The following is a 12,034-nucleotide window of genomic DNA, read 5'->3' on the forward strand; positions in this document are numbered from 1 at the left end:
GAGAGCTACCTTGCCGGACTCCACTTACGAGGCGCCGTCATCTGGATCCGCAGCCTTCAGCCAAGTCACTGATCACGACTCCGTACAGGCCCTAGGAGCGCCCCTCGCGGAACTGCTGCATCAGGCCCGCGAAGGCGTCCTGTTCGGCGGGCGTGAGTTCGACGCTCTCCAGCTCGGGGCCCGACTGCGGCTGATGGGGCAGAGCCCCGAGCGTCTCGCGGTGTCGCCGGACGGCGTCCTCGGAACGGACGTACCGCCGGGCCGCCCCCTCGAAGCGGCGGCGGCGCAGTGCGCGGCCCACACGGCCGATCCAGACGGCGGTCACCAGGGCGAGGGCGGACACACCCAACAGCTGGAAGGTCGAAACATGCGCAGGCATGAATCCAAGTAGACACCACGATCCGGACCTTTGACCTCGTACCGTGGCGCATCTCGCATACACGACGAGCAGGATGAGTAAGACGAGCAGGACGAGTGGCTCTATCGAGCATTGGTGACGTCGCTTGTCGATGAGTTTGGGAGGCGCCCCGTTCCCCGGACGGGTGGTGTTGATGAGTTTGGGAGGCACCGGGTCTCTTGCCAGGGCCAAGACCGGCAAGTGCGAGACCGCCCCTGAACCGCCGCTGCCGCGCACGCGTGTCGGCCGCGACCCCCTCACCGGGGTTGCGGCCGACGTGTGTTGTGGCGCGGCGTCCGCTCAGGCGGCGACCGGCTGCTGGTTCTCGGACGGGGCCGTCATGGCGGCGCCGGTCCCCTTGGCCGCTCCCTCGGGATTCTGCTTGTGCAGGCCCTTCAGGACCACCACCAGGGCCGTGGTCGCACACACGCCGGCGGCGATGGCGACCAGGTAGAGGAACGGGTTGCCGATCAGCGGGACCACGAAGATGCCGCCGTGGGGGGCGCGCAGAGTGGCGCCGAAGGCCATCGACAGGGCACCGGTGAGCGCTCCGCCGACCATCGACGAGGGGATCACGCGCAGCGGGTCGGCCGCCGCGAACGGGATCGCGCCCTCGGAGATGAAGGAGGCACCCAGCACCCAGGCGGCCTTGCCGTTCTCCCGCTCGGTGTGTGTGAAGAGCCTGCCGCGGACCGTCGTCGCCAGGGCCATCGCCAGCGGCGGGACCATACCGGCGGCCATCACCGCGGCCATGATCTTCATCGCGGAGTCGCTGGGTTCGGAGACCGCGATACCGGCGGTGGCGAAGGTGTAGGCGACCTTGTTGACCGGTCCGCCGAGATCGAAGCACATCATCAGGCCGAGCAGTGCGCCGAGCAGGACGGCGTTGGTGCCCGTCAGACCGTTCAGCCAGTCGGTCAGGCCCTTTTGCGCGGACGCGATGGGCTTTCCGACGACGACGAACATCAGGAATCCGACGACCGCCGAGGAGATCAGCGGGATCACCACCACCGGCATGATGCCGCGCAACGCCGCCGGGATGTGGATCTTCTGGATCGCCAGCACCACGCCGCCGGCGAGGAGACCGGCGACCAGACCGCCGAGGAAGCCCGCGTTGATGGTGAGGGCGATCGAGCCGCCGACGAAGCCGGGTACGAGGCCCGGCCGGTCCGCCATGCCGTAGGCGATGTAGCCGGCCAGGACCGGGACCAGGAAGCCGAAGGAGACCACACCGATCTGGAAGAGCAGCGCGGCCCAGCTGTCCGTCTGGGTCCAGACGAAGTGCTCCATGACGGACGGCGCCTTGTTGATCTTGTAGCCGCCGATCGCGAACCCGAGGGCGATCAGCAGACCGCCCGCGGCGACGAACGGAACCATGTAGCTCACACCGGACATCAGCCATTTGCGCAGCTTGGTGCCGTAGCCCTCGCCGGAGTCACCGGCGCGCTCCACCGGCGTCGCGGGGGCGCCGGCCGCCGCGGTGACCTCGCCGCGCGCGGCCTTGTCGCGCACCTCGGCGATCAGCTCGGCGGGCCGGTTGATGCCCGCCTTCACGCCGACGTCTACGGTCGGCTTGCCCGCGAAGCGGTCCTTGTCCCGTACGGGCACGTCATGGGCGAAGATCACGCCGTCCGCCGCCTCGATGGCGGCCGGGTCGAGCCGGGTGAAGCCGGCCGAGCCCTGTGTCTCGACGACGACCTCGATGCCCGCCTCGCGGCCCGCGTTCTCCAGCGACTCCGCGGCCATGTAGGTGTGCGCGATGCCGGTGGGGCAGGAGGTGACGGCGACGATACGGAACGGGCGCTCGGCAAGGGCGTCGGTGGCGCCCGGCACCGGGGCCGCCGCCTCCTCGCCGCGCGCAGCCGGCACCGGCGCCGTACTGTCCGGCACCGGCGCCGTGGTGCCCGCGGCGGCATCGGCGGAGGCTGCCGCGTCCGACTGCGCCGCGGAGTCCTCAGGGGTGGCCGCGGCGGCCGGGAGCTCTTCCCCGCGGATGAGCGCGGCGGCGGCCCCGGCGTCGTCCACGGCACGCAGCGCGGACGTGAACTCGGCGTTCATCAGCTGGCGGGCGAGGGACGACAGGATCGTCAGATGCGCGTCGTCCGCCCCCGCCGGGGCCGCGATCAGGAAGATCAGGTCGGCCGGGCCGTCCGGGGCGCCGAAGTCGATGCCCCGCGCGCTGCGCCCGAAGGCGAGCGTCGGCTCGGTGACGTGCTCGCTGCGGCAGTGCGGGATGCCGATGCCGCCGTCGAGGCCTGTCGGCATCTGCGCCTCGCGGGCCGCCACATCGGCGAGGAAGCCCTCCAGGTCGGTCACCCGGCCCTGGGCCACCATCCGCTCGGCGAGGGCACGTGCCGCCGCTTCCTTGGTGTCAGCGGACAGGTCGAGATCGACCAGGTCCGCGGTGATCAACTCGCTCATCGCGGGCTCCTTCGCACGCGTATCGCCCCGGGGGTGGGACGGGCGCTGGTGGGGACGGTGGTGCAGGGGGGTGGTACAGGGAGGAAGAGGAAGGCGGGGCCGGGGAAACCCCGCCTCCCCCTGGCTTCGGCGGGAGCGCTCGGGTGCCGCCGCGGTCGCGGGGAGGCGCGGTGCGCGCTCATGACACCGGCTCCGTCAGAGCGCGGTCCGCGGGCACCACCGATGTGACCGTCACGGCGGAGGGGTCCAGATCGGCCGGCGTCGGCATCACGCTGCCGGGCAGCTGGACCGCCGCGGCCCCATGGGCGACGGCCGACGCCAGTGCCTCGGGTCCCGAGCCGCCCGCGATCAGAAAACCGGCGAGGGAGGAGTCACCGGCGCCGACATTGCTGCGTACGGTGTCGACGCGCGCGCTGCCGAACCACACGCCCGCGTCGGACACGAGCAGCTGCCCGTCCGCGCCGAGGCTTGCGAGCACGGCGTCCGCGCCCATCGCGCGCAGCTCCTCGGCCGCCTTGACCGCGTCGCCGACAGTGGCTAGGGGCCGCCCGACGGCCGCCGCGAGTTCCTCTGCGTTCGGCTTCACCACGTCCGGGCGCTCGCGCAGCGCCTCCAGGAGCGCCGGACCCGAGGTGTCGAGCGCGATCCGGGCGCCCGCGGCGTGGGCGCGGGCGACCAGGTCGGCGTACCAGGAGGGGGCGAGGCCGCGTGGGAGGCTGCCGCAGCAGGTGATCCACAGGGTGTCGGCCGCGCGGTACCGCTCGCGGACCGTCTCCAGAAGCAGTTCGGCCTCGGCGGAGGAGAGCTCGGGTCCGGGCGCGTTGATCTTGGTGAGGGTGCCGTCGGGCTCGGCGACCGAGATGTTGGACCGGGTGGCGCCGGCGATCGGCACCGGCGCCACGTCGATGCCCTGGTCGTGGAGCAGTTCGGCGACGAGCGCGCCCGGCGCCCCGCCCAGCGGCAGCACGGCGACCGTGCGCTGTCCGGCCGCCGCGACCGCACGCGAGACGTTCACGCCCTTGCCGCCCGGGTCCATGCGTTCGCCGGTGGCCCGGATGACCTCGCCGCGGTCGAGGGACGGGACCTCGTACGTACGGTCGAGAGAGGGGTTCGGGGTGACGGTGAGAATCATGCGCGCACTACTTCCGTTCCGCCGCGTTCGATCGCGGTGGCGTCCTCGGGGCTCAGCCCGCTGTCGGTGATCAGCAGGTCCACATCACCGAGATCGCCGAAGCGGGCGAAGTGCTCCTGGCCGTGCTTGGAGGAGTCGGCGAGCAGCACCACCCTGCGTGCGGCGCGGATCGCGGCCCGCTTGACGGCGGCCTCGGCGAGGTCCGGCGTGGTCAGTCCATGGCCGGCGGAGAAGCCGTTGGCGGCGATGAACACCACATCGGCGCGGATCTCTCCGTACGCGCGCAGCGCCCAGGCGTCCACGGCGGCGCGCGTACGGTGCCGTACGCGCCCCCCGACCAGATGGAGCTGGATGCCGGGGTGGTCCGCGAGACGGGCCGCGGTGGGGAGGCTGTGGGTGACGACGGTGAGGGCGGCGTCCAGGGGGATGTCCCCCGCCAGCCGGGCGACGGTCGAGCCGGCGTCGAGGATCATGGTCCCCTCTTGCGGCAGTTCGGCAACGGCCGCCTTCGCGATCCGGTCCTTCTCGTCGGCCGCGGTGGTCTCCCGCTCCGCGAGGTCCGGCTCGAAGTCCAGGCGCCCGGCGGGTATGGCACCGCCGTGCACCCGGCGCACAAGACCGGCGCGGTCCAGGGCCTTCAGATCGCGGCGGATCGTTTCCGCCGTGACCTGGAACTCCTCGGCGAGCGACACCACGTCCACCCGGCCGCCGTCACGGGCGAGCCGGAGGATCTCCTGCTGCCGCTCCGGTGCGTACATGTCCGTTCGCCTCCGACTGGTGCCCGAACGTGTGACTTCACTGCGGAGGCTACGACGGCATTTCCGAAAAGTAAACAGGTTCGGGCATCGGAACGGACACAAACGGGCGCGGTCATAACGGGCCGCAGCTGGGTGGGCCGCGATGCATACAGGTCGGCGCCCGGCGGGCGCGCAGGGAACGCGACCCTCCGGGCGCCGACCGGCCCCGCAGCCTCAGGAGACGAGCACCCGCTCCTCGACGGCCTCACGAGACGAGCACCCGCTCCTCGACGGCCTCACGAGACGAGCACCCGCTCCTCGACGCCCTCCGGCTCGGACTCCGGCTCCGGCCCCGGCTCCCCACCCTCCACGTGCTGGGCCGGCCGCTTCGGCAGCGCGAACATCAGCAGGAAGATCACCACCATGACCGCCACGACCCAGCCCAGCGCGTGCTGGAAGGCGTGCGCGAAGGCCGGACCCACCTCGGCGGGGGCGAGCCGGTCGTCGATCTCACCGAAGAAGACCACCGACACCAGGCCGAGGCCCAGCGCGTTGCCCATCTGCTGCACCGTGTTGATCAGCCCCGACGCCGAACCGGAGTGCTCGCGCGGCACCTCGGAGAGGACCGCGTCCGTCAGCGGCGCGACGATCAGACCCATGCCCGCGCCCATGACCACCAGCGGCAGCGCCATCTGCCAGGAGGCGATGGACAGGCCATAGCGGTGAGCTTCGGCGATGTAGAGGAGCACACCCGCCGCCATCAGCAGCGCGCCCGCCTGCAACACCTTGCGCCCGAAGCGGGGGACCAGCTTCTGCACCGACATCCCGGCCGCCGTGGAGACCGCGAGCGAGAACGGTACGCCCGTCAGCCCGGCCCGCAGGGCGCTCCAGCCCAGCCCCACCTGCATATACAGCGTCCAGACCAGGAAGAAGACGCCGAGGGCGATCCCGAACACCGTCTGCACCGCGATGCCCGCGGCGAAGCTCTTCACCCGGAACAGCGACAGTTCGACGAGCGGGGAGCCGTCACGGGAGGCCTTGCGCCGCTCGTACGCCACCAGCGCCCCGAACACGGCCAGCGCACCCGCCATCGACGCGTACCCCCACAGCGGCCAGCCCAGCTCCCGGCCGCGCGTGAGCGGGTAGAGCAGCATCAGCAGTCCGAGCGTGACCAGGGCCACTCCCACGAGGTCGAGGCGTAGAGCCCGCGGTGCCTTCGACTCCGTGATGAAACGCCGGCCGAGCAGATACGCCCCGATGCCGACCGGCAGGTTGATCAGGAAGATGGGGCGCCACTCGAGCCCGAACAGGTTCCACTCGGTCAGCAGTGCGCCGAGCAGAGGTCCGGAGACGGCTCCCAGTCCCACGATGGCGCCGAAGAGACCGAAGACCTTGCCCCGCTCGTGCGCCGGGAAGGTGGCGTGCACGATCGACAGCACCTGCGGCACCATCATCGCCGCCATCGCGCCCTGGAGGATCCGCGAGGCGACGAGCATCTCCGGGTTCACGGCGAAGCCGCACAGTGCGGATGCGAGCGTGAAACCGCCGATGCCGATCAGGAAGAGGCGTTTGCGGCCGTGGATGTCGCCGAGCCGGCCACCGGTGATGAGCCCGGCGGCGAAGGCGAGCGCGTATCCGGCGGTGATCCACTGGATCTGGCTGAAGGAGGCACCCGCCTCCCGCTGGATCGAGGGGATGGCGATGTTGACGATCGTGACGTCGACCAGGTCCATGAAGGCCGCCGCCATGATGATCGCGAGTGCGAACCAGCGACGCCGGTCGCTCGCGCCGCCGGAGCGCGCGTCGGCCGGGTGTATATCGGCCGGGTGCGCGTCGGCCGCCTCGGTACTGAGTGTGCTGTCGGTGGAGGTCATGCTCCGAAGGTAGGGCCCCTATAGGTCAGAACGTGTCCTAATACTCGGCATCCTGGATGTCATGACGACTGACACCCCGGCTCGGCTCCTCCAGCTGCTGTCCCTGCTCCAGACGCCTCGCGAGTGGCCCGGCGGCGAGCTCGCCGAGCGGCTGGGGGTGTCGCGGCGCACCGTGCGGCGCGACATCGACCGGCTGCGTGAGCTGGGCTACCCGGTGCAGGCCAGCAAGGGGGCCGACGGCGGGTACCGGCTGGTCGCCGGGAAGGCCATGCCGCCGCTCGTGCTCGACGACGAGGAGGCCGTGGCCATCGCGGTCGGACTGCGCGCGGGAGCAGGGCACGCGGTCGAGGGCGTGGAGGAGGCGTCCGTGCGGGCCCTGGCCAAGCTGGAGCAGGTTCTGCCCGGCAGGCTGCGTCACCGCGTGTCCACGCTCCAGGCCGCCACCACCGCGCTGACCAGCGGCGACGGGCCCAGCATCGCACCGGAGACGCTGACCGTGATGGCCTCGACGATCGCGGGCCGGGAGCGGCTGCGATTCGCGTACCGCGCCAAGGACGCCACGGAGTCAAGGCGCCTGACCGAGCCGTACCGGCTGGTGTCGACGGGACGCCGCTGGTACCTCGTCGCCTACGACCTCGGACGCGACGACTGGCGTACGTTCCGCGTCGACCGGGTCACCGCGCCCTTGGCGACGGGCGCGCGGTTCACGCCGCGCGAGCTGCCGGCCCAGAGCGCGGCGGAGTATCTGCGGCAGTCGATGTACCGGCGCCAGGAGACCTACGAGTTCGAGGCGACCTTCGACGCGCCCGCGGACTTCGTGGCAGCGCGCCTGCCCCGCTGGTTCGACGCGCCCGAGCCCCTCGGCGACCGGCGCTGCCGGCTGCGCGGCACGGCGAGCGACTCGGTGGATTGGCTCGCGGTGCGGCTGGCCATGGTGGACTGCGCGTTCACCGTCCAGCGGCCGCCCGAACTCATCGCCCGCGTCCGTGACTTGGGAGCACGGCTGAGCCGAGCGGCGAACGCCGGGCCGACATGAGAGGACAGCGTGAGATGCCCCCGCTCAAACCTCCTTCGCCGGTCTGAGCCAGCCGCGAAGAGACGGTGGAAGACCCGCCGTGAGCCGTCAGCCGGTCCCCCACGCGAAGTCCCCGAGGGCCTCGAGATTGCGTACGGCCAGATCGGCGGGTCCCTGGGGGCCGTCGGCGGGGCGGTCGCCCGCGGCCCAGGTCTCCACGGCCACACGGACGGCGGCTCCGGCGATGGCGGCCGCGAAGCGCAGGGCGGGGGTGACGGCGGCTGAAGCGTCGTCACCCCTGCCTGTCCGCACCGCCAGCGCCTCCGCCAGCTCCCGTTCCGCGGCCTGGCAGATCTCGGCCCAGACCTTGGTGAGCGCGGGATTGGTGTCGATGAGGCGCAGCAGGGTGCGGACCCACTCCAGAGAGGTCGCGGACACGCCGACGCCCGGGGTCAGGGTGTGCACCGCCGCATGGTGCAGGGCCTCGGCGACCGTCAGTCCGGCGGGTGCCTCACGGACCGCCTGCGCCCATCGGTGGGCACCCTCGGAGAACAGCGGTGCGAGCGCCTCCTCCTTGGTCGCGAAGTAGCGGTAGAAGGTGCGGGGTGCGACACCGGCCGCGCGGGCGATGTCCTCGGCCCGGGTGGCGCGCAGGCCGTTCTTCATGAACAGGCCCGCGGCGGCCCGGGCGATCTCCATCCGGGTCGCCGCCTTGCGGCGCTCGATCAGCGACTCGCCCTTCTCGGGCTTATCGCGCTTGTCGTGCTTGTCGTGCTTGTCATGCATGCTGCTTGTCGCCCTTGTCGCGCATGCTGTCTGTATCGCGCTCGTCGTGCGCAGGGGTACGCCGCTCGTCCGCGGACGCGCCCCCGGTTGTTGCGTCGTACGACGGGAGGAGGCCCCGCTCGTACGGTTGGTACCGGTCACGACGGCAGGTTATGCCGCTGTGGCACAATCTGCCATCCGGGCCGCCCCGGGGTTCAGGTCCGGGGCGACCCGGTCGACGTGCCCGTGAGCAGGGCGAAGCCGGACCCCGGCACCAGGGGGAGGGGCGCCGGAGCCCGGCTCGGGAAGAGTCCCGGCGCCGGGGGGAGGGCGTCGGGACTCGGCTCAGGCGGGCGCGGACCGTGGGGTCCGGCCCGAGCGTGAGAGGGCCCGGAGGTCTTGTGCCCCGGACCCGGCGGGTTGAAGCGACGCAACAGCGCCAAGTCGCACGACCCGGCGCGGCGGGGCCGGCTTCACGCCCCGGCCCCGCGGACGCGTTACGCCGCCGCGTCGAACCCGGTGTCCCGGGCCAGCTTCTTCAGCTCCAGCAACGCATGCTTCTCGATCTGCCGGATCCGCTCACGCGTCAGACCGTGCTCCTTGCCGACCTCGGTCAGGGTGCGCTCACGGCCGTCCTCGATGCCGTATCGCATCTTGATGATCGATGCGGTGCGCTGGTCGAGCCGGCCGATGAGGTCGTCCAGCTCCTCGCTGCGCAGCAGCGTCATCACCGACTGCTCCGGCGACACCGCGGAGGTGTCCTCGAGCAGGTCGCCGAACTGGGTCTCGCCCTCGTCGTCCACCGACATGTTCAGCGACACCGGGTCGCGGGCCCAGTCGAGGACATCGCTGATGCGCTCCGGCGTCGAGTCCAGCTCGGTCGCGATCTCGGCGGGCTCGGGGTCCCGGCCGTGCTCGCGGTTGAACTCGCGCTGCACGCGGCGGATCCGGCCCAGTTCCTCGACCAGGTGCACGGGCAGCCGGATGGTCCGGGACTGGTCGGCGATCGACCGGGTGATGGCCTGGCGGATCCACCAGGTCGCGTAGGTCGAGAACTTGAAGCCCTTGCGGTAGTCGAACTTCTCGACCGCACGCACCAGACCGGCGTTGCCCTCCTGGATCAGGTCGAGAAGCGGCAGGCCACTGCGCGGATAGCGCCGGGCGACGGCCACGACGAGCCGCAGATTGGACCGGATGAAGACGTCCTTGGCCCGCTCGCCCTCGGCGACCAAGGCCTCCAGCTCCTCACGGGTGGCATCCGCCTTGGCCTCCTCCTCGCCGTCGAGGATCTGCCGCGCGAACACACCGGCCTCGATGATCTGGGACAGCTCGACCTCCCTGGCGGCGTCGAGTAGAGGTGTACGCGCGATCTCGTCGAGATACATGCCGACCAGGTCGCGATCGGCGATCTCGCCGCCATGGGCGCGAACACTGTTTGCCGCGTCGACGGTCTCGCCTTCGGCGGCCTGGCGACGGGCGACGGCACGGGTTGCCATGCGTGCTCCCTTGCGATGGTGGGCTGGCGGATGGGTCCTGTGGCGCTTTCGACACCCTTCCGGGTGCCCTGCGTCCGAAGGAAACAACGACTGCAATCCGGACAGAATTCCCAACCTGCCCCTCGATTTTTCTGATCATGCAGTACCCTGTGCCGCCACCGGGAGGCAGGATGACGTCGGAAGGCACAGAGGTGCAGGTCAGGCCGGGCGTCGAGGGCGACCTCAGGGCCCTCACGGACATCTACAACCACTACGTACGCGAGACGCCCGTCACCTTCGACACCGCGGTCTTCACGCCGGAAGAGCGACGTCCTTGGCTGCTCTCCCACCCTGAAGACGGGCCGCACCGGCTGATGGTTGCCGTGGACCGGGAGTCACAGGAGGTTCTGGGGTACGCCACATCCAGCGGCTTCCGCGCCAAGCCCGCCTACGCGACCTCGGTGGAGGTGACGGTGTACCTCGCCCCGCACGCCACGGGCCGCGGTGTGGGCACGCATCTGTACGGGGCCCTCTTCGCGGCACTCGCGGGCGAGGACCTCCACCGCGCCTACGCGGGCATCGCCCAGCCCAACGAAGCGTCCGTGCGCCTGCACGAACGCTTCGGCTTCCGGCATGTGGGCACCTACCGGGAGGTGGGCCGCAAGTTCGGCCGGTACTGGGACGTGGCCTGGTACGAGAAGGAGTTGTGAGCGCGCGGGAACGGCCGCGCGGGCCTCAGCCGAACTGCACCGACCTCTTCGCCAGCCCCATCCAGAACCCGTCGATCACCGACCTCTGTGTGTCCAGCTCTCCCATGGCGTCCGCGGCGCCCAGCGCCACGAAGAGCGGGGCGAAGTGTTCCGTGCGGGGGTGGGCGAGCCGGCCCGCCGGGGACTTGCCGGTGAAGTCGAGGAGGGCGTCGATGTCACCGGCCTCCAGAGCGCGGTGGCCCCAGTCGTCGAACTCCGCCGACCACCCGGGCACTCCCCCGCCGGCGTGCCGCAGAGCGGCCAGGTTGTGCGTGAAGAAGCCGGAACCGATGATCAGGACGCCCTCGTCGCGCAGCGGGGCCAGCTTGCGACCGATCTCGACGAGCCTGACCGGGTCCAGGGTCGGCAGGGAGATCTGAAGGACGGGGATGTCGGCCTCGGGGAACATCTCGACCAGCGGCACATACGCGCCGTGGTCCAGGCCGCGGTCCGGGAAGTCCTGGACCGGGACGCCGGGGGCGCGCAGCAGCTTCCGTACGGAGTCGGCGAGCTCCGGGGCGCCGGGGGCGGCGTAGGTCACCCGGTAGTAGTGCTCGGGGAAGCCCCAGAAGTCGTACACCAGCGGGACCGTCTCCACCGCGCCGAGGGCGAGCGGGGCCTCCTCCCAGTGGGCGGAGACCATGAGGACCGCCCTGGGGCGGGGCAGCCCGGCGGACCAGGCGGCGAGCTGGCCGGGCCACACGGGGTCGTCGGCGAGCGGGGGCGCACCATGGCTCAGGTAGAGGGCGGGCATGCGCTGGGGCGCGGTGCGCTCCTCGGTGACGGCGGACATGGGGGCGGCTCCCTCCGAACAGCTTTGCTTGAAAAGTCAAGCTCTCCGAGGGTAGCGCGGACTTGTTTAAGTTTCAAGAAGGGGCTCGTAGAGTGGAGCACATGAAGACGGCACCCGCTGAGGACACACGCTGGCTCACCGACGAGGAGCAGCGCACCTGGCGTGCGTACATGCACGCCGTCACCCTGCTGGAGGACCACTTGGACCGTCAGCTCCAGCGCGACGCGGGCATGCCGCACGTGTACTACGGACTGCTCGTCCAGCTCGCCGAGGCGCCGCGCAGACGGCTGCGGATGACCGAACTGGCGATAGGGGCGAAGATCACCCGCTCCCGGCTCTCGCACGCCGTCGCCCGTCTCGAGAAGAACGGCTGGGTGCGCCGCGAGGACTGTCCCTCCGACAAACGCGGGCAGCTCGCGGTCCTCACGGACGAGGGCTACGAAGTGCTGGCCCGCACCGCGCCCGGTCATGTGGCGGCCGTGCGCCAGGCCCTGTTCGACCGGCTCACCCCGGAGCAGCAGAAGTCCCTCGGCGAGATCATGTCGCTGATCGCGGAGGGACTTCAGCCCAAGGAGGCGGGGGCGGACCTGCCCTGTCGTAGCCGTCCACGTGCTGCAGGGCACCCTCCAGGCCGCGGAGCGTCAGGATCGCCAGGCCGATGATGAGGATGACGGCC

11 protein-coding genes are annotated in these 12,034 nt (G+C 71.3%); 3 read left to right on the top strand and 8 right to left on the bottom strand.

Features of this window, described 5'->3' with window-relative positions:
• Positions 1–91: 91 nt before the first annotated feature.
• From ABZ823_RS30510 to ABZ823_RS30530, 5 genes are all read right to left on the bottom strand, one after another.
• Entirely contained in the window at positions 92–379 is a 288-nt protein-coding gene (locus tag ABZ823_RS30510) for a hypothetical protein (RefSeq protein ID WP_361666079.1), read from the bottom strand.
• A 318-nt stretch (positions 380–697) separates the two neighbouring features.
• Positions 698–2,818: a fructose-specific PTS transporter subunit EIIC gene (locus ABZ823_RS30515; RefSeq protein WP_361666080.1), complete on the bottom strand. Its 2,121-nt coding sequence runs from the start codon at positions 2,816–2,818 to the stop codon at positions 698–700.
• Positions 2,819–2,996: 178 nt separating this feature from the next.
• The gene (pfkB, locus tag ABZ823_RS30520) at positions 2,997–3,950 is read right to left on the bottom strand and encodes a 1-phosphofructokinase (RefSeq protein ID WP_361666081.1); all 954 of its coding nucleotides are present in this window, start codon (positions 3,948–3,950) and stop codon (positions 2,997–2,999) included.
• Complete coding sequence (locus ABZ823_RS30525) at positions 3,947–4,708, bottom strand: DeoR/GlpR family DNA-binding transcription regulator (RefSeq protein WP_361666082.1); 762 nt, start codon at positions 4,706–4,708, stop codon at positions 3,947–3,949. Before ABZ823_RS30525 ends, pfkB begins: the two co-directional genes overlap by 4 nt.
• A 275-nt stretch (positions 4,709–4,983) precedes the next feature.
• Positions 4,984–6,435 (bottom strand): MFS transporter, encoded by a 1,452-nt coding sequence (locus tag ABZ823_RS30530; protein ID WP_361666089.1) that lies wholly within the window; start codon positions 6,433–6,435, stop codon positions 4,984–4,986.
• Between the two features lie 187 nt (positions 6,436–6,622).
• Here ABZ823_RS30530 and ABZ823_RS30535 point away from each other — a divergent pair, with 187 nt between their 5' ends.
• A complete protein-coding gene (locus ABZ823_RS30535; RefSeq protein WP_361666083.1) occupies positions 6,623–7,597 on the top strand; it encodes a YafY family protein in 975 nt (324 codons plus the stop codon).
• A gap of 87 nt (positions 7,598–7,684) precedes the next feature.
• On the opposite strand, the gene ABZ823_RS30540 is transcribed toward ABZ823_RS30535, so the two are convergent.
• Entirely contained in the window at positions 7,685–8,362 is a 678-nt protein-coding gene (locus tag ABZ823_RS30540; protein WP_361666084.1) for a TetR family transcriptional regulator, read from the bottom strand.
• A gap of 476 nt (positions 8,363–8,838) precedes the next feature.
• On the bottom strand, positions 8,839–9,837 hold the full coding sequence (locus ABZ823_RS30545; RefSeq protein WP_361666085.1) for a sigma-70 family RNA polymerase sigma factor: 999 nt from the start codon (positions 9,835–9,837) through the stop codon (positions 8,839–8,841).
• A gap of 170 nt (positions 9,838–10,007) precedes the next feature.
• On the opposite strand from ABZ823_RS30545, the gene ABZ823_RS30550 reads away from it, so the two are divergent.
• Positions 10,008–10,526: an N-acetyltransferase family protein gene (locus ABZ823_RS30550; protein WP_361666086.1), complete on the top strand. Its 519-nt coding sequence runs from the start codon at positions 10,008–10,010 to the stop codon at positions 10,524–10,526.
• A gap of 25 nt (positions 10,527–10,551) precedes the next feature.
• On the opposite strand, the gene ABZ823_RS30555 is transcribed toward ABZ823_RS30550, so the two are convergent.
• Positions 10,552–11,358, bottom strand: coding sequence for a class III extradiol ring-cleavage dioxygenase (locus ABZ823_RS30555; protein ID WP_361666087.1), 807 nt, complete (start codon positions 11,356–11,358; stop codon positions 10,552–10,554).
• A 101-nt stretch (positions 11,359–11,459) separates the two neighbouring features.
• Here ABZ823_RS30555 and ABZ823_RS30560 point away from each other — a divergent pair, with 101 nt between their 5' ends.
• Positions 11,460–12,020, top strand: coding sequence for a MarR family transcriptional regulator (locus ABZ823_RS30560; RefSeq protein ID WP_361666088.1), 561 nt, complete (start codon positions 11,460–11,462; stop codon positions 12,018–12,020).
• The last annotated feature ends 14 nt before the right edge of the window (positions 12,021–12,034 follow it).

It is taken from the genome of Streptomyces sp. NPDC047079 (genome assembly GCF_040643755.1).
Taxonomy (GTDB): domain Bacteria; phylum Actinomycetota; class Actinomycetes; order Streptomycetales; family Streptomycetaceae; genus Streptomyces.